Origin of the sequence: Micromonospora sp. NBC_00821 (assembly GCF_036347035.1) — a bacterium.
Classification (GTDB): domain Bacteria; phylum Actinomycetota; class Actinomycetes; order Mycobacteriales; family Micromonosporaceae; genus Micromonospora; species Micromonospora hortensis.
Window position 1 is genome coordinate 5416644 of sequence record NZ_CP108880.1, and the last position, 20864, is coordinate 5437507.

Below are 20864 nucleotides of genomic sequence, written 5' to 3' on the forward strand. Positions count from 1 at the left end.
GTTGGTGTCCGTCGCGGGTTCGGGCGAGGATGGCGCGATGCCCAGTGAGCCGAATGATCTGCGGCCGTATTCGGCCCTGGATGAGGTGGACCGCGCGATCCTGACCGAGCTGGCGGCGGACGGCCGGCTGCCGAACAACGCCCTCGCCGAGCGGGTGGGTGTGGCGCCGTCGACGTGCCTGACGCGTACGCGGGCGCTGCGTGAGGGTGGTGCGATCCGTGGTTTTCACGCCGAGGTGGATCCGGCGGCGCTCGGTCTGCCGTTGCAGGCGTTGGTGTCGGTGCGGTTGACAGCGCACGAGCGGGCGGCGGTGGACGCGTTCCGGGCTCGGTCGGTGCGGCTGCCGGGGGTGGTGTCGGTGTTCCACGTGGCGGGCGCGGAGGACTACGTGCTGCATGTGCGGGCGGCGTCCGGCGACGCGTTGCGGGACTTCGTGCTGGACCATCTGGCGGTGGACCCGGTGGTGCAGCACACCCAGACCAGTTTGATCTTCGAGCAGGCGCGTGGGATGGGCTGAGCGGCGGGTGAGGTGGCCGACGAAAACCCGTATCCCGGAACAAAGCCGGTCGGTGACGGGTTGGCTGACCGTGTGATCACCGTACCGTTGTCTGTTCTTGATCTTGCCCCGGTCGCCAAGGGCACCACCGCTGGCCAGGCGTTGCAGGCCACCACCGAGTTGGCCCGTCGCACTGAGGAGTTGGGCTACCACCGGTTCTGGGTGGCCGAGCACCACAACATGCCGGCGATCGCCAGTTCCGCCCCCGCGGTGCTGCTGGCGCACCTGGCGGCTAACACCTCGACGATCCGGCTGGGGTCGGGCGGGGTGATGCTGCCCAACCACGCGCCGCTGGTGGTGGCCGAGCAGTTCGGCACCCTGGAGGCGTTGCACCCGGGTCGGATCGACCTGGGCATCGGGCGGGCGCCGGGCACCGACCAGGTGACGGCGCTGGCGTTGCGGCGCACCATGGAGGGCCTGTCGGCGGAGGGTTTCCCGCGCGAGCTGACAGACCTGATGAACTACTTCAGCGGGGAGAAGCCGGGGCAGATCATCGCCACGCCGGGTCGCGGTGAGCAGCCGGCCGTGTGGCTGTTGGGCTCCAGCGGTTTCAGCGCCCAGCTCGCCGGTCTGCTCGGTCTGCCGTTCTCGTTCGCGCACCACTTCAGCTCGCAGAACACCCTGCCGGCGTTGGCGCTGTACCGGCAGAACTTCCGGCCGTCGCAGTGGCTGGACAAGCCGTACGCGATGGTGGCGGTCAACGCGGTGTGCGCGGAGACCGACGAGCGGGCCGAATGGTTGGCCGGGCCGAGCGCCCTGTCGTTCCTGAAGTTGCGCTCCGGGCGGCCGGAGCCGCTGTCGACGCCCGACGAGGCGGCGGCCTACCCGTACTCGGAGGTCGAGCGGGAGTTCGTCGTGGCGCGCCGTGACGGGCAGGCGATGGGCTCGCCGGAGACGGTGCGGCGGCAGCTCACCGAGCTGGTGGAGCGCACCGGCGCGGACGAGCTGATGCTGACCACGCTGGTGTACGACGTGCAGGACCGGGTGCGGTCGTACGAATTGATCGCCGAGCAGGTGGCGGGCGGTCTACGCCAGAACGCGTGAAACACGATCTTCACGTCAGCGTCACCCTGCCGACCCGGACGGTGCCTAATGTTGGTGCCGGTGGTGGTACGGCATTCCCGGTCGGGACGGGTTGGGAATGCCGCGGTGTGGCGCACCGGGCCGGAGCTGAGCGGATTCCGCGGCTGCGGCCCGGTGCCTGCCACCCTAGGCGACCCCACTCGGGACCGCTAGGGGTTGCATCAACGTAGATAGATGTCTGGCGTGGGTGGGGTGCCCATTCCGTTGCCGATGAAGAACCCCGGGTGCGGCGGTTGGTTGTAGGCGGTGTTCTGCCACGCGATGGCCACCCGATACTGCGGGTCGTGCATCAGGGTGTAGATCCGGGTGCTGGTCGGCGTGGGTGTGCTGTAGATGCGCAGCGCCCGGCTGTCGGTGGTCCGCCAGATCACCTCCTCGCGCCAGTCGCCCAGGATGTCGCCGGAGAGCGCCGGAGTGGACTTGGTGCCGTTGTTGGACGCCACCTGACTGCCGTCGAGCAGCCGGGTCTCGCCGCCGGTGCCGTACTTGTCGATCTTCGTGCCGTCGAGCAGTTCTCGCACCGGGTCGCCGTCCCACCAGGCGAGGAAGTTGGCCGAGGACGGCTTGCGGCCGACGTTCTGCCCTCTGGTGTTTGCCAGTCCGGCGACCGCTGACGACCACGACTCCGCGCCGGGGCTGCCCGCCCAGATGTCCGCGGAGACGCCCCGGCCGTTGTCGCCGGACGCCGGCGTGGACCAGAGGACCTGACCGGTACGGGCGTCGGCGAAGTAGGAGCTGGGCTTGCTGGCGTCCTCGTCGACCTTGAACACCTCCAGGCCGGCGCGGCCCGGGTCCAGGTCCCCCACGTGCAGGGCGTCGCCGTGGCCGTTGCCGGTCGAGTGGAGCAGCCGGCCGTTGTCGTCGATGGTCGCGGCCCCGTACACGATCTCCTGGCGACCGTCGGCGTCGACGTCGGCCACGGAGAGCTGGTGGTTGCCCTGGCCGGCGGCGGCGCCGTTGCCGGAGGAGTTCGAGTCGAACGTCCAGCGCTTGGTCAGCGTGCCGTTGCGGAAGTCCCAGGCGGCGATCACCGCGCGGGTGTAGTAACCCCGGGCCATGATCAGCGAGGGGCGCTGCCCGTCCAGGTACGCGGTGCCGGCGAGGAAACGGTCCACCCGGTTGCCGTACGAGTCGCCCCAGGACGACACGGTGCCGCGCGGCGGGTCGTAGGTGACGGTGGAGGCGATCGCGCCGGTCTGCCCGTTGAACATGGTCAGGTACTCCGGGCCGGACAGCACGTAACCGCTGGAGTTGCGGTGGTCCGCCGACGACGAACCGATGAGCTGACCGGTGCCGGAGCGGGTGCCGTCGGCGGTCTTCATTGCCACCTCGGCGCGGCCGTCGCCGTCGTAGTCGTACACCTGGAACTGGGTGTAGTGGGCGCCGGCCCGGATGTTGCGGCCCAGGTCGACCCGCCACAACCGGGTGCCGGTGATTGTGTACGCGTCGACGTAGACGTTGCCGGTGTAGCCGGACTGGGAGTTGTCCTTGGCGTTCGACGGTTCCCACTTGAGCACGATCTCGTAGGTGCCGTCACCGTTGAGGTCACCGACGGAGGCGTCGCTGGCGCTGTACGAGTAGCTCTCGCCGCTGGGGGTGCTGCCCCCGGCCGGGACCTGCAACGGCACGTCCAGGTAGCCCGCGCCGAACTGCAACGCCGGCGCCGACGCCGCCTGCTCGGTGCCGCCCACCACGGCCCGCACCGTGTACGCCGAGCCGGCCGCCGCGCCGTTGTCGAGGTAGTTGGTGGCGCCGGCGATCGGGCTGGCGTTGACCTTTGTGGATCCCCGGTAGAGGTTGAACGCCACCCCGGAGGTCTCGGTGCCGAGCAGCCGCCAGGAGACCAGGTTGCCGCTGCCGGAGCGGACGCTGATCAGCCCCCGGTCCAGCTTCTCCATCTGCACCACCCCGGCCGACGGCGGTGGCGTGGTCGGAGGTGGGGTGGTGGGTGGCGGGGTGGTCGGCTCGTCGGTGGGTGGCGCTCCGGTGCAGGTGGTGCCGTTGAGCATGAAGCCGCCTGGCACCGGGTTGCTGCCGGTCCACGAACCGTTGAAGCCGAACGAGGCGCTGCCGTTCGTGGCGATGGCGGTGTTGTGGTCGACGTTGCGCGCTGTCACCTGGGCGCCGGACTGGGTGACGGCGGCGTTCCACGCCTGGGTGACCTGCTGGCCCGCGGCGTACGACCAGGTGACGGCCCACCCGGTGACCGGGTCGCCGAGGTTGGTGACTGTGACGTTGGCGCCGAAGCCGCCCTGCCACTGGTTGGTGATCTGATAGTCGACCCGGCAGCCGACGGCGGCGGCCGAGGCGACGACCGCGCCGAGGGTGCCGGCCACGACGGTGGCCGCCGTCGTGGCGGCGAGCAGGATCAGCCGATGTCTGGACGGGTGCATGCACTGCCTCCGGGGATCCGGTGATGATCGCCACGACCCACCGGCCCTGCCCGGGAAGCACAGTGGACCGCACCCACCGCGACGGCGGCGGACGGCGATCTGATCGGGGTGAAACGCCCTGGAACTCACGGATCCGACTCACCGCGCATCGTAAGGCAAGCGCTTTCCGCCCCGCAACATCGACGCTTGCTGATCTTTCCGGTCTTGCCCTCGCGATCAATGCCTGATCAACTCGTCCGGGTGAGCGCTCACCACATGGACCCTGACGAGTTTCGTCGAGCCGGCCACGCCGTCGTCGACTGGATCGCCGACTACTGGGCGACAGTGGAGCAACGACCGGTCGCCCCGGCCGACCCTCCGGGCACGGTGGCCGCCGCCCTGCCCACCGAGCCGCCCACCACCGGCGGCGAACCGGTCGAGGCGATCCTCGCCGACCTCGACTCGATCGTCGTACCGGGGCTGACCCACTGGCAGCACCCGGGCTTCTTCGGCTACTTCCCCGGCAACACCTCCGGCCCGAGCGTGCTCGGCGACCTGGTCAGCTCCGGGCTCGGCGTCCAGGGCATGCTCTGGGCCTCCAGCCCGGCCTGCACCGAGCTGGAGACGGTGATGATGGACTGGCTGGCCCACCTGATGGACCTGCCACAGCGATTCCGCTCCACCGGCGCCGGCGGTGGGGTCATCCAGGACTCGGCCTCCTCCGCGACGCTGGTGGCCACCCTGACCGCACTGCACCGGGCCAGCGGCGGCCGCTGGCGGCACACCGGCATCGACCGGCGCTACCGCGCCTACACCTCCATCCACGGGCACTCGTCCATCGAGAAGGCCGTACGGATCGCCGGGCTGGGCAGCGACGGAATCCGGGCGATCGATGTGGACCCGGACACCCAGGCGATGCTGCCGGGCGCGCTGCGCGCCGCCATCGAAGCCGACCTGGCCGCCGGTGACGTGCCGGCCCTCGTGGTGGCGACCATCGGCACCACCTCCACCACCGCCGTCGACCCGCTGCCGGAGATCGGGGCCATCTGCGCCGAGTACGGGATCTGGCTGCACGTGGACGCCGCGTACGCGGGCTCCGCCGCCGTCTGCCCCGAGCTGCGGTGGACGCACGCCGGCCTGGAGTACGCCGATTCCTACTGCTTCGACCCGCACAAGTGGCTACTCACCGGCTTCGACTGCGACGCGTTCTGGGTGGCCGACCGGGCCGAACTGATCGAGGCGCTGACCGTACTGCCGGAGTTCCTGCGCAACGCGGCCTCCGAATCCGGCGCCGTGATCGACTACCGGGACTGGCAGGTGCCGCTGGGCCGGCGGTTCCGGTCCCTCAAGCTGTGGTTCGTGCTGCGCTGGTACGGCGCCGAAGGGCTACGGGCGCACATCCGCTCCGGGGTGGCGCTTGCCGAACGGTTCGCCGAGCGGGTCCGCGCCGACGACCGGTTCGAGTTGGCCGCGGCGCACCCGTTCTCACTGGTCTGCTTCCGACTGCGCGCCGACGACGACACCAACGCCGCATTGCTGGCCTCGGTGAACGCCACCGGGCGGGTGCACCTCACGCACACCCGGGTCACCGACCGCTACACGCTGCGGCTGGCGGTCGGTTCACCCCAGACCACCGAAGCGCACATCGACGAAGCCTGGACCCTGCTCTCCGAGGCAGCCAACACTCTGCCTACCCCCTAACCCGCCGTAGCCCCGCCCACTCCCCCGCGCCCCGCACCCCCGCGCCCCGCGGCCCGCGCCCCGCGCCCCGCGGCAAGATCTGCGCAACTTCCCGGATGTTGCTGGCTCCGACGCGCGAGAGACAGCACCATCCCTGATGTTGCGCGGATCTCGACGACGAACACCAGGCCCGACCGACCGGGACAGGGTTCAGGGCGCCCACCACCGCCAAGGTCACGCTCTATCCACGATGTAGTGGCCACGACGGGCCGCGATGCCACTACATCCGGGATGTTGCGCGACCTTGACCGCGGTGGGCACGGCGCGAGGCACCAGGGGACGCGGGACACGGCGGGCCCGGACACGACAGGCCCGGACACGACAGGCCCGGACACTGCGGGCCCGCCCACGGCAGGCCCGGACACTGCGGGCCCGGACACGGCAGGCCCGGGACACGGCAGGCCCGGGACACGGCAGGCCCGGGACACGGCAGGCCCGGGACACGGCAGGGCGGGGCGAGGCGCGGAGTGAACGACGCCCGCCGCCATCAAGATCACGCTCGAACCAGGATGTAGTGGCCACGGAACGCCGGGAAGCCACTACATCCGGGATGTTGCGCGATCTTGGTGACTCAAGCTCGGCGATGGCGACGTTTGGCCGGGCATCGGCGGGTGGGTGGGCCTGACGAGGGGTCAGCGTGGGGTGGGCGTACCCGTTGCGGCCAGATCGGCCGGGACCTCGCCGGCGGATGCGGCGTCGGGGGCCTCGGCGGGTGTCCCGGCAGCGGTGGCGAGAGCGGCGGTGGCGGCGTCGGCACGGGCACGGCGGGTACGGCGTAGGGCGCGTACGGCCAACACCAGGGCGGCCAGCCAGCCGACGGCGAGCAGGGCGTACAGGGCGGGGCGGGTCGGACCGTCCAGTTCGGCGGAGCGGATCAGGGTGCGGGCGTTGGTCAGCACGATCACGCCGCCGACTGCCGCGCCGAGCAGTTGGGCAGGCACGATTCGCACCAGCCAGGCGGCCAGTGGGGCGGCGATGAGGCCGCCGATGAGCAGTGCGGCGACGGTGGGGAGCAGGAATCCCTCCGAGCCCAGCCCGATCAGGAAGCCGATGCTGGCCGCGCCGGCCACGACGAACTCGGCGGTGTCCACCGAGCCGATCACCTTGCGGGGTTCCATGCGGCCGGAGACCAGCAGCGCGGGGGTGGCCACCGGGCCCCATCCGCCGCCGCCGGTCGCGTCGACGAAGCCGGCGACCAGGCCCAGGGGGCCGAGGAAACGGCCGCGGAGCCGTCCGCCGACCCGGTCGGTGCGCAGTGGTCGGGCGAAGCGGATCAGGAGGTACGCGCCGAGCGTGAAGAGAATGCCGGCCATCCATGGTGCGGCGGCCTCGGTGGAGATCGAGCTGAGCAGTGTGGCGCCGGCGAAGGCGCCGATAGCGCCGGGGAGGGCGATGCGGGTCACCACCCGCCAGTCGACGTTGCCGAACCGCCAGTGCGCGAACCCGGCGGCGAGCGTGGTGCCGATCTCGGCCAGGTGCACCGAGGCCGAGGCTGCGGCCGGGGCGACCCCGGCGACCAGCAGCAATGTGGACGAGGTCAAGCCGTATGCCATGCCGAGCGAACCATCGATCAGTTGCGCGACGAGCCCGACCAGAGCGAGGACCAACAGCTTGCGCACGAGCGCCCCCAGACTTTTCGGCATCTCCTATCGACTTGGTCGACAATGCGGGATGGGGCAGCCGGGGTCAAGCCCCCGATCGGTGGATGGGACGCGGCCGGGCGGTGCGCCGGGTCAGCGGCCGGTGACGCAAGGCCGGGAACCGAGCGGCGGCAATCCCGGGCGCGCAGGGCCATGGACGAGACGACGTCAGGCCGGAAACCCAGCGGGCACGCAGAGCCGGAGGCCAGGGCGATGCCAGGCCGAAAGCCAGCCGGCACGCAGCGCCACCAGCCAGGCGATGCCAGGCCGAAAGCCAGCCGGCACGCAGAGCCGGAGGCCAGGTGACGCGAGACCGAAAGCCAGCCGGCACGCAGGGCCACCCGCCAGGCGATGCCAGGCCGAAAGCCAGCCGGGACGCTGGGGTCAGGGACCAGATGACGCCAGGCCGGGAACCGGCCGGCAGGCAGGCAGGCAGGCAGGCAGGCAGGGTCAGGTGACGCCAAGCCGGAAGCCTGGCCGGCGTACGGGTCCACGCGAAGCAGGCGGCGACCAGGTGACGTAGAGCCGGGGAGGTGAGCTGAAACTCAGATCCAGGCGCGCGGGTCGGCGGCCAGCTCGGTGACCCGCGCGGGCAGGGTGCCGGCGGCCACGTCGGCGACGCTGACCAGCTCCAGGATCTCCCGCTCGCTTGCCCGTAGCGCGATCCAGACCTCCTGAAGAGCGTGCGCCGGGCCGTGGTAGCCGAGCTGCTCGGGGCGCTGCCCGCGTACGTGGGCGAGGGGCCCGTCGATCACCCGGATGACCTCGGCGAGGGAGATCTCCTCGGCGGGGCGGGCCAGCCAGTAGCCGCCCTCCGGGCCACGCTGGGCGTGCACGATGCCGCCTCGGCGCAGCTGAAGAAGGATGCTCTCCAGGAACTTCGGCGGGATCTCCTGGGCGCGGGCGATCTGGTCGGCCGTCACCGGCCGGCCGCGCCCGGGGCCGCTGGCCGTCGCGGCAAGCTCGGCGGCCGCGCGGAGGGCATAGTCGACCCGAGCGGAGAGGCGCATGTCGGCAAGGTTAGTCGCTGGTCAACCGGGCGGGCGGGCGACCCTCGGCCGATCGGCCACGCATCGATGGGAAGTAGCGCCGCTGGCGCCCGTCCGGACCGCCGGTCGGAACCGATGAACGGCCGCCGGTGGGGACCGGTGAAGTGCGTCATGATCCACCGTACGGTGGCGGCCGAAATGCCGGTCCGGAGCGTCCCTATGCTGGGCGTGAGTACGAATGTCTGGCCGTTTACCCGGCCGCCAGCAACATATTGATAAACACCCGGGCGCGCTCGGGGGGAAGGCAACACGATGACCGATATCGCCACACGTACCTGGGACGGCATGACCATCCCGGTGGCCGGCACCTATCTTCTCGATCAGGCGCACAAGCGGATCGGTTTCCTGTCCCGGCACATGATGGTGAGCCCGGTGCGCGGCGAGTTCGCCGAGGCCACGGCGGAGATTTTCGTGGCGGAGGACCCGTTGCTCTCCTCGGTGACGGCCACCATCAGGTCGGCCAGCATCACCACCGGGAGCGTCGACCGGGACACGCATCTGAAGAGTGCCGACTTCCTCGACGTGGAGCGTTTCCCCACCCTCGAATATCGAAGCACCGGCATTAAATGGCACGGCAACGAGGACCCCATATTCCAGTGGGCACGTCTGCGCAACCATCGGTTGGGCGGACGAGGCCGAAGTCACATTGTTCCGCCGCAGTCCGACGGTATTCCCGGACGATTCGTCCTCACCGGTGAGTTGACAGTGAAGGGGATCACCCGGGCCGTCGACCTGGAGGTGAATTTTGGTGGTGCTCGCCAGGATCCGTACGGGCAGAACATCTTCGGGTTCAGCGCGACGGCCGAGATGAACCGTGAGGACTACGGCCTGCTCTGGAATGTCGTCCTGGAGAGCGGCGGGGTGCTGGTCGGCAAGACGGTGCAGATCGAGATCGCGGGCGAAGCGATCTACCAGGCCTGAAACCACGTCATCCCCGCCAGCTGCCTGGCGGGGACGAGCGACGACTACTCGGCGGGGACGAGCCGGAGCGTCAGGCGCCGACGCGGCGCAGCAGACCCTCCTGGACGGCGCTGGCGATCTGCTGGCCGTCAGTGGTGAACATCCGGCCGGTGGCCAGCCCACGCGCGCCGGACGCCGACGGGCTCAGGCAGTCGTAGAGGAACCACTCGTCGGCCCGGAACGGCCGGTGGAACCACAGCGCGTGGTCCAGGCTCGCGCCGACCAACCCGCCCGGCCCCCACACCTCGCCGTGCGCGGAGAGCACCGAGTCCAGCAGGGTGAGGTCCGAGGCGTAGGTGAGAGCGCAGGCGTGCAGCAGGGGGTCGTCGGGCAGTTTGCCGTCGATACGCATCCAGACGCGCTGGTGCGGGTCGGCGGGCCGGTCGCCGGGGCGGACCCAGCCGGGCTCACCCACGTAGCGCACGTCGATCGGTCGCGGGATCTGGCCCCAGATGCCCAGCCGCTCCGGGTAGCGGGAGAGCCGGTCGGTCATCGTCGGCACGTCCTGCGGCGGGGGTACGTCCAGCGGGGCCGGGGCCTGGTGGTCCAGCCCCTCCTCGGCCCGCTGGAAGGACGCCGACATGAAGAAGATCGGCTTGCCGTGCTGGAGGGCGACCGCGCGGCGGACCGAGAAGGACCGGCCGTCGCGGATGTTCTCCACCTCGTACGCGATCGGTTCGACCGGGTCGCCGGGGCGGACGAAGTAGCCGTGCAGCGAGTGCACGAACCGCTCCGGGTCGACGGTGCGGCCGGCGGCGACCAGGGCCTGACCGGCGACCTGGCCGCCGTACACCCGTTGTGGACCGACCGGGGGGCTCATCCCCCGGAAGGTCATCTCGCCGGTCGGGTCGAGGTCCAGCACTTCCAGCAGCTGGTCCACCGCCGCCTGGCCGACCGCGACCCGACCGTCGCTCACTGCAGGGCCCGCGCCGACGCGGCGTCGACCAGCGAGCCGAGCTGGTGTACGCGCAGCGTGTTGGTCGAGCCGGGGGTGCCGGGCGGGCTACCGGCCACGATCACCACGTAGTCACCGGGGTTGGCCCGGTCGAGGCCGAGCAGCGCCTGGTCGACCTGGCGGAACATGTCGTCGGTGTGCTGCACGAACGGCATCAGGAAGGTCTCCACGCCCCAGGTGAGGGCGAGCTGGTCGCGCACCTCGGGGACCGGCGTGAAGGCCAGCAGCGGCAGGTCGCAGTGCAGGCGGGACAGCCGTCGCACGGTGTCGCCGGTCTGCGAGAAGGCGACGAGGGCCTTGGCGTTGATGGCCCGGGCGATCGACGAGGCGGCGACGGTGAGGGCGCCACCGTGGGTACGCGGGTCGTGCTGCAAGCGCGGCACGCCGATGGATCCGGCCTCGGTGGTCGTCACGATCTTGGCCATGGTGCTGACGGTGAGCACCGGGTACTTGCCGACGCTGGTCTCGCCCGAGAGCATCACCGCGTCCGCGCCGTCGAGCACGGCGTTGGCGACGTCGGAGGCCTCCGCCCGGGTGGGGCGGGAGTTCTCGATCATGGAGTCGAGCATCTGGGTGGCCACGATGACGGGCTTGGCGTTCTCCCGGCACAGCTGCACGGCGCGCTTCTGCACCAGCGGGACCTCGTCCAGCGGCATCTCGACACCGAGGTCACCGCGGGCGACCATGACGCCGTCGAAGGCCAGCACGATGGCCTCCAGGTGCTCCACCGCCTCCGGCTTCTCGACCTTGGCGAGCACCGGGCGGAACACACCCTCCTCGGCCATGATGTTGTGGACGAGCTTGATGTCCTCGGCGGAGCGGACGAAGGAGAGCGCGACCAGGTCGACGCCGAGACCCAGGGAGAAGCGCAGGTCCTCGGCGTCCTTGTCCGACATGGCGGGCACGCTGACCGCCACGTTGGGCAGCGACACGCCCTTGTTGTTGGAGACCGGGCCGCCCTCGGTGACGAGGCAGCGGATGTCGTTGCCGGTGACGTCGGTGACCTCGACGGCGACCCGACCGTCGTCGATCAGCAGCCGGTCGCCGGGCTTCACCTCGTGGGGCAGCTTCGTATAGGTGCAGGAGACCCGCTCCTTGGTGCCGATGACGTCGTCGCCGGTGATCACGACCGAGTCACCGGTGCGCCACTCGTGCGGGCCGTCGGCGAACCGACCGAGCCGGATCTTGGGGCCTTGCAGGTCGGCGAGGACGGCGACCGGCTTACCTGTTGCCTCCGACGCCTCCCGGACCAGTCGGTAGACCGCCTCGTGGTCGGCGTGGCTGCCGTGGCTGAAGTTGAGCCTCGCCACGTTCATGCCGGCCTCGACGAGACCCCGGATGCGCTCCGGGGACGAGGTGGCGGGACCAAGAGTGCAGACGATCTTCGCGCGGCGTGTCACGCCCATCAGGCTAGTCTCTCCTTCAGGTCGGACTCGGGGCCGACCCCTTGCAGGCAGTGGAACAGGTGTCCAACGACGCGCGGTGCGCGTCGGGCCGGCGGGCGGAACCGCACCGGGAACGTTGTGGCGACGGGCATCAGCGACCGCGCGCCGGGAATCGTACGCCTCTGTTGGCGTGCGCTGTCGGGGTGCTCCCGGCGGCGGCTCACTCCGGGTGCCCCGAGGGCGGCAGGCGGCGGCTCGTTTCGGATGCTCCGTGGCCGCGGGCGGCAGCTCACTCCGGGTGCTCCGGGGGTGGCAGGGTGGGCACCGCGTGCAGCAGGTAGCGGGGGTCGTAGCGGCGCTTGGCGTGGCGCAGCCGCGCCCAGTTCGCGCCGTAGGCGAGTCGGACCCGGTCGGTCTCCTCCGGGGCGAGCAGGTTGGGGTAACCACCGGGCAGGGCGTGCGGGGCGAGCGCCGCCGAGGCCCGCTCGGCCCACTCGCGGTGCGGGCCGGCCTGGTCGCCGGGCGCCCACACCGCGATGATCTCGGCCATCAGGTGATCGGTGCGCAGCCCGAACGCCGTGTCGGCGGGTCGGACCCGGGTGGCCGCGCCGTGGAAGTGGTGCACGGCCAGCGCGGAGAACGGCGAGGTGACCTGCCGGGCCGCGTCGACGAGCGTGTCCACCGTGCCGTCGGTGAGCGCTGGCAACCACCGGGTCCGCAGCAGGTAGTGGTTGCCGTCGACCATCCCACCGTCGAACATCCGCAGCGCGTCCGCGTACGGCATCGGGCCGATCTGGTCGACCAGCGGGGTGCCCAGCGCGCGCAGCCGGTCGATCCACGGCGCCCCGGCGTGCAGGTCGGAGCCGCTGTAGAACGGGCAGACGAAGATCACCGGCTCGCCGGCCGGGCCGGGCAGGAAGCCGGCCATCACTGTCAGCTCGTCCGGCGCCTCGGCGACCAGCGCGCCGTAGCCGCGCAGCACGGCCGGCGCCTCGGAGAGCGCGAACATGATCATGCCGGCCAGCACGCCGGGCAGCCGGTGCGCGCGGAAGCGCAGCTCGGTGACGATGCCGAGGTTGCCACCGCCGCCACGCAGCGCCCAGTACAGCTCGGCGTCGTGCCGGGCGTCGGCGGTGACCCGGCGGCCGTCGGCGAGAACCACCTCCGCGCCGAGCAGGCTGTCCAGCGCCAGACCGAACCGGCCGCACAGCGGGCCGTACCCGCCGGCGAGGGTGAGCCCGGCCATCCCCACGGCGCCGACCACGCCGGTGGGGACCACCAGGTCGTACGGGCGGGCGGCGGCGAGCAGATCGGCCGCCGTGGTGCCGCCGCCGATGGTCACCGTTGCCGCGTCCGGGTCGACCAGAACGGAGCGCAGCCCGGTCAGATCGAGCGCCAGAGCGCCGTCGCGCAGCGCCCGGCCGGCCCAGTCGTGCCCTCCGGAGCGGACCGAGAGGGGCAGGTGGCACCGGTTGGCGATGCGGACCGCCTCGGCCACCTCGTCGGCGTCCTGGCACCTGGCGACCAGCGCGGGCGTGCGCGCCACAGCGCCGTTCCAGAGCCGGGTGGTGGTGGCGTAACCGGGGTCGCCCGGCTCGTGCAGCCGGTCGCCGAGCAGGGCACGCAGTCGGGCGGCGGCCGACGCGACATCGGGGGTGGCGGCGGAGATCATGGCGACTCCTCGACCGGGGCCGACCCACGACACCGGGTACGCCCCGGCGGCGGCCCGCGCTGGGCGCGACCGTAACACCGGCAGGCGGGCGAGCGCCGTCACCATCACGACAGCCACCGATGGAGCCGCGGCTCAGCTGCCCGCCTTGACCAGCGGGAACTCCAGGGAACCCGCCGGGCACAGGAAGGTCAGCACCTCCACCCGGTAGAGCCCGGCCTGCACCGCCGGGTCGGCCTCCAGCACGCTGCGGACATCGTCGACGCTGCCGGTACGGGCCAGCCCGAAGCCGATCGGCGGATCCGGCTCGCGCGCCGGCCCGTCCACCGAGCCGGCGACAAGGACGATGCCGCGTCGCTGCAACGCCTGCATGTGTTCGGCGTGCTCGGCCTGCAACCGCTGCACGGTTTCCGCGGGCAGGGCCCGCCCGGCCGCGCCGGGATAGATCACGATGCACTCGTACGTGTCGAGCGCGAAGTTGACCTGCGGCACTCCCATGGGTGCTCCCTTCGCCGTCGCGCCGGAACGCACCGGCTCCGGCCAGCGTCGCACGGACACCCCGGTCGTACCGGGCGCTTCCCGGCAACTCGGTTCGGCGCGCTGACGGCGTGTCAGCGCCCACAGTCGGCCGACCGGCGGCATGGCGGCGAGGTTCCGGGGGATGATCCATCGGTGGCGGGTGGGCTCTTCATGCCCGCGCTGTCCACGCCCGCCACGACGAGACGATTGGGGATCGGGCAATGGCGACAAACATCAGTGAGCAGCCCGCGAAGGCGTCCGGCACGTACCGGATCGGTGGCGATGTCACAGTCAACCGGCTCGGCTACGGGGCCATGCAGATCACCGGCCCGGGTGTCTGGGGTGACCCGAAGGACCCGGCCGAGGCGGTTCGCGTGCTGCGCCGTGCGGTCGAGCTGGGCGTGACGTTCATCGACACCGCCGACTCGTACGGGCCGTTCGTGTCGGAGTTGCTGATCCGGGAGGCGCTGCACCCGTACGCCGATGACCTGGTGATCGCGACCAAGGCCGGGCTGAGCCGCTCCGGCCCCGGCGACTGGCGTGCGCTGGGCCGCCCGGAGTACCTGCGCCAGCAGTGCGAGCTGAGCCTGCGTCACCTCGGCCTGGACAGCATCCCGCTGTACCAGCTGCACCGGATCGACCCGAAGGTGCCGCTCGCCGACCAGCTCGGTGAGCTGGCCCTGCTGCGCGAGGAAGGCAAGATCCAGCACATCGGGCTGTCCGAGGTGAGCGTCGCGCAGATCGAGGAGTCCCGGGCGATCACCACGATCGCGTCGGTGCAGAACCTGTACAACCTCGCCAACCGCAGCGCCGAGGACGTGCTGGAGTTCTGCGAGCGTAACGACCTCGCGTTCATCCCGTGGTTCCCGATCGCCACCGGTGAGCTGGCCCGCCCGGGTGGCCCGCTAGACGCCATCTCCACCGCGCACGGCGCGTCGCCAGCGCAGCTTGCGCTGGCCTGGCTGCTGCGCCGCTCGCCGGTGATGCTGCCGATCCCGGGCACGTCCTCGGTGGCGCACCTGGAGGAGAACGTGGGCGCGGCCGACGTGCGGCTCACCGACGACGAGTTCGAGGCGCTCGCCAAGGCGAGCTGACCAGCCGCTCCGGACGCCGTCGGGTCAGCCGGCGGCGTCCGGACCGGGCTACGGGGCGGCGTCCGGACCGGGCTCCCGGGGGCCGTCCGGACCGGGCTCTCGGGCGGCGCGTAGCGCCTCGGTCGCCTGGGCCAGCAGGCGAGCGGAGTCGGTGCGCCCGCTGACCTGTAGTTCCACCTCGGTGTCCCCGGTCTGGATCCGGATGCTGGCCTCGGTGCGCTGCTGGTCCACCCAGGACTGCAACAGGTTGAACAGCCCCGGAAGCAACCCCTGAGCCAGCACCGCGATGATCACCGCGTCGCTGAAGCCCGGCCGGCCTCCGCCGCCGCCGGCCGGGCGGACTCCCGGCCGGTACTCGGGGCGGCGGTGGATCCACGTCAGCAGGTCGACCGACGGGGGCTGCCGCTGCCGGGGGTTGATGGTCAGCCGGACGGGCAGCCGGGCTGCGGTGTCGCTGTCGGTCACTGTCTGTCTCCCGGTCAGTCGGCGGCGGGTCGGAACGACACGTCGTCCCCGTCGGCGGTGGCGACGCCCGTGACGGTGAACGCGTTGTCGTCCTTGAACGGTGAGCTGCCGCCGAAGTAGGTGGTAGTGCCACTGGCCTCCACCCTGCCCTGGGTCTCGGTCGGGGTGGAGACCTGGGCGCTGGCCGGGCCGGTGAGTTCGACGGCGAGCTTCGGGTACTCCAGGATCTTCCAGGTGATCTTCTGGGTGGCGCCGCCGTAGTAGCGGAACGGGCAACCCGGCGGGGCGGCGACGGCCTGCTTGGCGCACTCGTCCAACCAGGCGCGTACCTGCGCCTCGACGGCCTCGGTCGCCGCCGGCTTGAGCACCGGCGCCAGTTGCAGGACGGCGGCGGTCTCCCCCGGGCCGACCAGCATTGTCGTGCTCGGCGTCTCACTGAGCGCACTGGACGGGCCGGTAGCGGTGTAGCCGCCGGGCAACAGCACCAGCGGGGCGCCCTCGGTGGCGACCGGCAGCTCCACCCCGTTGAGCCGTACCCCGGGGTCGGCGATCGCGGCGTTGAGCGGGGTCGGACCGCCGCTCAACCGCCAGCCGTGGAACAGGCCGGCGGTGCTCTCGTCCTCGCGGCGCAGGGTGAGGGTGGTGGTCTCTCTCGCGTCACCCAGCCGGTACGCCACAGTGGCGGTGGCGCTGTCACCGTCGCGCTCCAGCTTGCTGATCTCGACGTCGGTCGGTGGTTGGTAGCCCTTGCCGCGCAGCAGTTGAGCGAGCAGCCTGGTGTCGGCGTCGCTGCCCTGGTCGGTCAGGTAGCCGAGCGCGGCGTCGCTGTCCCGGTCGCCGAGCGCATCGAAGTAGCCGTCGATCGCCGCCTGGGGCCGGAAGAACGCCCACTGCACCACGCCGAGTCCGCTGGTGCCGAGGCAGGCGACCACTGTGAGGGCGCCGACCAGCAGCCAGGTGCGGCGGGTGCCGACCGGGCGGGCGGAGTTGAACAGCCCGTCGACTGTCACAGGCTGGCCCGCCCCGGCGGGCGCACCGGTCAGCGACGCGCGCTCCAACGCGTCGAGCCGCAGCTCGTGCGGCGGGTGGGTGGCGCAGACCGCCTCGTCCCAGCCGCTGCGCCCGGTCTCGAAGGACAGCCGCCGTTCCAGGATGCGCCGCAGGCCGTCGACGTGCCCGGTGAGCACGGCGCCGAGGTCGGCCCGGTACTCGGCGGCCCGCACGTCACGGGCGTGCAGCGGCAGCACCACGTACCGCATGGTGAGCAGCACCGGCCAGAAGAACACGAAGACCACGAAGTTGGTGCCCGGGTGCGGGAACGTCCGCATCAGCCAGGTCGGCAGGGCGTGCGCGAGGGTCAGCGGCAGGCCGACACCGCGGACGAAGGCGCTGGTGATCTCGTCGCCGGTGCGCCAGTGCACCAGCTCGTGGCTGAGCAGCGCGGCCACCTCGTCGTCGGGTTCGGTCAGCACGGCGGTGGTGACCACCACGTGTCGGGCGTAGGTGCGGGCGTTGCTCAGGACCGGGTCGTCCTCCATGAGCAGCCGGGGCACGCTGGGCAGGCCGAGCCGTCGGGCGCAGTCGTCGAGGATGGGGCGCAGCCGCGCGTACTCGCGACGGCTGGGCTGGCGCGCGCCCGAAACCACCAGCAGGCGGGGTTCGAGCAGCACCCGGTAGAGCGTGTACAGGACCCCGATCAGCGCCGCTGCGGCGACAGTGCCGATCAGGCCGGTGAGCAGCGCGAAGGGCTCGTCGGCGACGCCCATCCAGGGCAGGGCCAGCACGGCGAGGAAGCCGACCAGGAAGCCGATGGCGAAACCGGCGACGCCGCCGAGCAACCCGCCGGAGCGGGTCAGGAACGCCTCGACCAGGGAGCCGATGAGCGGGGCGTCGCGCAGCACCTGGGGCACCTGGTCGTCGGCGCCGGTCCCGACGGCGAAGAGCCCGACGATGCCGAACGTGAGGCCGCCCCAGAACGCCAGGAGCAGCGCGACGGGCAGGTAGAACCAGGTGGCGAGGAACGCGCCGAGCACGCCGCGCCAGTCCCGCAGGATCCCGGCACGCAGCCAGACCAGCGCGCTGGGGTAGCCCGGTGGGCGGTCGGCGAACCCGCCGGTGGGCGGCGGCGTGTCGGCCGACGGCGGTTGGGCGGCCCGGACGTCGAGCTGCGGCACGGTCGGCGGGGTGTTCTCCGGCGGCACTGCGGGCGGCTCGGCCATGAGACCTGCTCCTTCTCGGAGGATGGCGTCCACTGTCGGGATTGGACAGCCGGAGCAGGCTATCGAGGACATCTGATGTCTGCCACACCGTTTGGAGGGATCGTCGCGCACCCGACACTCACCGTCGCGGGTCCGGTGCGGCGGCCCCCTCCGAGGCCGCCGCACCGGAGCGGATCAGAGCGCGAGGCAGTTGGGTCGCACCGGGCCGTCGACCAGGGCGCCGCGCACGATGGTGTACGCCGTGCCGTCGAGCACCAGACCGAGGTGCCCCACCACCCGCAGCGGGCAGTACGCCTGGATCAGCACGTTCGTCGCGCCGTCGTTGACGGCGGCGTTTCCGGTCGGCCGGACCAACTCGTCCTGCAGGGTGCGGATGGTGGTGTAGCGCACCGCGCCCGGGGTGTCGTCGCCGGCGTTGAGGTCGGCGAGGAACGCCGAGCCGATGGTCATCTGTTGGCAGGCCACGACGCCGGCGCAGCTGCCCAGACCCAGGAACGCCACGATGTTGGCGACGTACGTGCCGTACTGCGGTGTGCCCAGGCTGACGTAGCGGCCGACGGTGGTGGTGCCGCCGAGCCGCTTGAGGTAGTAGCGGCTGACCAGGCCCCCTTCGGAGTGGGCGACGACGTCGACGCTCGCCGCGCCGGTGCTGGCGCGGACCTGGTTGACGTAGCCGGCGAACGCGCGGGCCGAGGTGGGGATGTCACCGAGGCCCAGTCCGGGCAGCTGGTAGATGAAGGTGCGGTAGCCGTCGGCGCGCAGGCGGGCGGCGATCGGCTCATAGGCGACGGCGACGCCGCTGAGCCCGCCGACCACGATGACGGGGTTGGCCGCCGCGGCGGCGAAGGGTGTGGTGGGGGCGGCGGTGGCCGGGACGGGATCGGCGGGGGCGGCGGTCGCCGAGGCGGTGGACGCGAGCAGCGCGGCGGTGGCGAGGGCCAGGACGAGGGCGGTCTTTCGGAGCAGCATCGCTGCACCTCCGGGGGAGGCACCCGGCGAACCGGGCAGGTGGGTGGGGGTGTCCGGTCGACCGTGCGACGATCATCCCCGCAACAATTCAGAAACGTCAATGACTTGTTACGCGCCGGTAACCCGTTGTTCCGGCGGAGGCGTAAACGGTCATACCGTCACGCTCCATATCGGACGCCCAACGCCGACTGGCATGCTGTGGCCGTGGCTGTCGACGAACCCACCGAGCGCGAGCTGCGGGTGATGCCGTGGTGGCTGGTCCTGGTCGGCCTGCTGGTCGCCATCGCCCTGGGCTGGCTGGTGCTCGACCTGCTGCTCACCGAGGCCGACCGGGCCAGCCAACCCGACACCCGCGCCACACTGCGCATCGACGCGATCCGCACCGGCCTGACCGTCGTCGCCGGCACGGGAGGAGGGCTCGCGCTGCTACTCGCTGCCCGCCGCCAGTGGATCACCGAACGCGCGCAGCGGCACCAGGAGAGCGTCGCCGCACGGGACCAGGTGCACCGGGACCGGGTGCAGGCGCACGCCGAGGCGGTGGCCGAGGCCGCGCAGCGCCACCAGGACCGGCAGTCCGGGGCCGCCGAGCACGACGCGGCGGAGCGTCGACTGACCGAGCTGTACACCCGGGCGGTCGAACTGCTCGGCAACGACAGCGCTGCGGTACGCCTCGGCGGCCTGCACGCGTTGGAGCGCCTCGGTCAGGACAACCCGGGGCAGCGCCCGACGATCGCGGCGGTGCTCTGCGCGTACCTGCGGATGCCGGCGCCAAACGGCGAGCCGCGCGAGACGGAGGTCCGACGCAGCGCGCAGCGCGTGCTCACCCGGCACCTGCGCGCGGACGACGCGGCGCACTGGCCGGAGCTGAGGCTCGACCTGGCCGGCGCCACGCTCGTCGACTTCGACGCCGCGGGCTGCACGCTCGTCGACGCGACCTTCACCGAGGCGGTGTTCACCGGTACGACCACCTTCGCGGGAGCGACGGCGCGGGGGCGTCTCCTGCTCGGGGCGGCGACCTTCGGTGACGTGGTCTTCGAAGGGTTCCTGGCCGAGGACGAGGTCATGCTCGACGGCGTTCGCGTCGGCGGTGAGATCAACGTCGATGACGCCGCGTTTGTCGGCGGCCTGTCCTGCCGGCGAGCCAGCTTCACCGGCCCGACCTCGTTCTGCCGGGTGACCTTCGGCCAGCCGACCAGCTTCGACGCCACCCGCTTCGAGGACGCGGCCACGTTCCGGGACGCCGTCTTCGACGGCGCCCTGTCGATGGAGCACACCGAGTTCGGTCGGTCGGCCACCTTCCACTCGGTCCGTTTCACGAACATGGCGCTGTTCCGCTGGACGGTGTTCGGCGCGGAGGCACTGTTCGACAGGGCCCGCTTCGTCGACGCCGCGAACTTCGGCCGGGCCCGGTTCCACAGCATGGCCAGCTTCCGTGACACGCAGTTCAGCCGGCCACCTCAGGTCGAGCAGGCCCGGGCGGTGGCCGACAGTGGTCACCGCTGGCCGGCGGGCACGACAGTGGAACGCCTCGACGACGAGTGGCTGCTGCTGGTCGACCGCTGACCGGTCGTCAGTGTGGCGTGGCGGGCTGGGCCGTCAGCGTGGCGTGGCTGGCGGGCGCAGGCCGTCCAGGGCCACGCCGAGGACCCTGTCACGCTGCTCGGGCGACGGGAACTGGGCCATGGTGAGACCACTGATCAGCCGCACCACGTCGTCGAAGCCGATGTCGTTCCGGACCACCCCGGCGGCCTGTGCGCGGCGCATCAGCGGCTCACCGGCGGAGAAGATCTCCGCCCGGCAGCTGGTGAAGATCTCGGAGTCGTGCAGCAGTTGCTCGGCGAGCGCCCGCTTGGTGGCGACGTACGCGACGAAGCGGTGCAGCCAGGCGACGAGCGCGTCCCAGGGTGGCAGCTCGGCCAGCCCCTCGGCGGAGTGGCACAGCGCTCGGACCTCCTCGACGTAGACGGCCTCGAACAGGTGCCGGCGGGTCGGGAAGTTGCGGTAGAGCGTGCCGATGCCCACGCCGGCCCGGCGGGCCACGTCCTCCAGGGAGGCGGCGGCGCCGTTCTCGGCGAACGCCTCACGTGCCGCCGCGATCAGGGCGTCGTAGTTACGCCGCGCGTCGGCCCGCTTGGGCCGCTGGGCGAAGACCTCGGGCGCCTGCCCCGCACTGGTCATGACGTGCGTCA

The 20864-nt window shown here is 71.8% G+C and carries 17 protein-coding genes; 6 read left to right on the forward strand and 11 right to left on the reverse strand.

Features of this window, described 5'->3' with window-relative positions; all coding sequences use genetic code 11:
- Positions 1–37: 37 nt before the first annotated feature.
- Entirely contained in the window at positions 38–517 is a 480-nt protein-coding gene (locus OHB44_RS24585) for an Lrp/AsnC family transcriptional regulator (protein ID WP_330438411.1), read from the forward strand.
- 72 nt (positions 518–589) lie between these two features.
- Positions 590–1600, forward strand: a complete 1011-nt coding sequence (locus tag OHB44_RS24590; protein WP_238686051.1) for an LLM class flavin-dependent oxidoreductase — start codon at positions 590–592, stop codon at positions 1598–1600.
- A gap of 200 nt (positions 1601–1800) precedes the next feature.
- Here the strand turns inward: OHB44_RS24590 and OHB44_RS24595 are convergent, their stop codons facing one another.
- Positions 1801–4032, reverse strand: coding sequence for a rhamnogalacturonan lyase family protein (locus OHB44_RS24595; RefSeq protein WP_330438412.1), 2232 nt, complete (start codon positions 4030–4032; stop codon positions 1801–1803).
- A gap of 240 nt (positions 4033–4272) precedes the next feature.
- On the opposite strand from OHB44_RS24595, the gene OHB44_RS24600 reads away from it, so the two are divergent.
- Positions 4273–5712 carry a pyridoxal-dependent decarboxylase gene (locus OHB44_RS24600; protein WP_330438413.1) on the forward strand — a complete coding sequence of 480 codons (1440 nt, stop codon included), beginning with the start codon at positions 4273–4275 and terminating at the stop codon, positions 5710–5712.
- 671 nt (positions 5713–6383) lie between these two features.
- Here the strand turns inward: OHB44_RS24600 and OHB44_RS24605 are convergent.
- Both OHB44_RS24605 and OHB44_RS24610 read right to left on the reverse strand, forming a co-directional pair.
- Complete coding sequence (locus OHB44_RS24605) at positions 6384–7370, reverse strand: sulfite exporter TauE/SafE family protein (protein ID WP_330441274.1); 987 nt, start codon at positions 7368–7370, stop codon at positions 6384–6386.
- 566 nt (positions 7371–7936) lie between these two features.
- Positions 7937–8401, reverse strand: a complete 465-nt coding sequence (locus OHB44_RS24610) for an RrF2 family transcriptional regulator (protein ID WP_091407884.1) — start codon at positions 8399–8401, stop codon at positions 7937–7939.
- Positions 8402–8692: 291 nt separating this feature from the next.
- Here OHB44_RS24610 and OHB44_RS24615 point away from each other — a divergent pair, with 291 nt between their 5' ends.
- Complete coding sequence (locus tag OHB44_RS24615; RefSeq protein ID WP_238686049.1) at positions 8693–9361, forward strand: YceI family protein; 669 nt, start codon at positions 8693–8695, stop codon at positions 9359–9361.
- Positions 9362–9431: 70 nt separating this feature from the next.
- Here the strand turns inward: OHB44_RS24615 and OHB44_RS24620 are convergent, their stop codons facing one another.
- From OHB44_RS24620 to OHB44_RS24635, 4 genes are all read right to left on the reverse strand, one after another.
- The gene (locus OHB44_RS24620; protein ID WP_112582692.1) at positions 9432–10316 is read right to left on the reverse strand and encodes an acyl-CoA thioesterase; all 885 of its coding nucleotides are present in this window, start codon (positions 10314–10316) and stop codon (positions 9432–9434) included.
- Complete coding sequence (gene pyk, locus OHB44_RS24625; RefSeq protein WP_210786217.1) at positions 10313–11761, reverse strand: pyruvate kinase; 1449 nt, start codon at positions 11759–11761, stop codon at positions 10313–10315. The genes OHB44_RS24620 and pyk overlap by 4 nt, the downstream gene beginning before the upstream one ends.
- A gap of 268 nt (positions 11762–12029) precedes the next feature.
- Complete coding sequence (locus OHB44_RS24630) at positions 12030–13412, reverse strand: FAD-binding oxidoreductase (RefSeq protein WP_330438414.1); 1383 nt, start codon at positions 13410–13412, stop codon at positions 12030–12032.
- 132 nt (positions 13413–13544) lie between these two features.
- Complete coding sequence (locus OHB44_RS24635) at positions 13545–13907, reverse strand: YciI family protein (protein WP_091407872.1); 363 nt, start codon at positions 13905–13907, stop codon at positions 13545–13547.
- A 242-nt stretch (positions 13908–14149) separates the two neighbouring features.
- On the opposite strand from OHB44_RS24635, the gene OHB44_RS24640 reads away from it, so the two are divergent.
- Positions 14150–15022 carry an aldo/keto reductase gene (locus OHB44_RS24640; protein WP_091407870.1) on the forward strand — a complete coding sequence of 291 codons (873 nt, stop codon included), beginning with the start codon at positions 14150–14152 and terminating at the stop codon, positions 15020–15022.
- A 48-nt stretch (positions 15023–15070) separates the two neighbouring features.
- Here OHB44_RS24640 and OHB44_RS24645 read toward each other — a convergent pair whose 3' ends face one another.
- From OHB44_RS24645 to OHB44_RS24655, 3 genes are all read right to left on the reverse strand, one after another.
- The gene (locus tag OHB44_RS24645) at positions 15071–15487 is read right to left on the reverse strand and encodes an effector-associated constant component EACC1 (RefSeq protein ID WP_330438415.1); all 417 of its coding nucleotides are present in this window, start codon (positions 15485–15487) and stop codon (positions 15071–15073) included.
- Positions 15488–15501: 14 nt separating this feature from the next.
- Complete coding sequence (locus OHB44_RS24650; RefSeq protein WP_330438416.1) at positions 15502–17706, reverse strand: M48 family metalloprotease; 2205 nt, start codon at positions 17704–17706, stop codon at positions 15502–15504.
- Between the two features lie 174 nt (positions 17707–17880).
- Positions 17881–18675 (reverse strand): esterase/lipase family protein, encoded by a 795-nt coding sequence (locus OHB44_RS24655; RefSeq protein WP_330438417.1) that lies wholly within the window; start codon positions 18673–18675, stop codon positions 17881–17883.
- Positions 18676–18879: 204 nt separating this feature from the next.
- Here OHB44_RS24655 and OHB44_RS24660 point away from each other — a divergent pair, with 204 nt between their 5' ends.
- Positions 18880–20238, forward strand: coding sequence for a pentapeptide repeat-containing protein (locus OHB44_RS24660; RefSeq protein WP_330438418.1), 1359 nt, complete (start codon positions 18880–18882; stop codon positions 20236–20238).
- Positions 20239–20271: 33 nt separating this feature from the next.
- On the opposite strand, the gene OHB44_RS24665 is transcribed toward OHB44_RS24660, so the two are convergent.
- Complete coding sequence (locus OHB44_RS24665) at positions 20272–20853, reverse strand: TetR/AcrR family transcriptional regulator (protein ID WP_266304914.1); 582 nt, start codon at positions 20851–20853, stop codon at positions 20272–20274.
- Positions 20854–20864 lie beyond the last annotated feature (11 nt).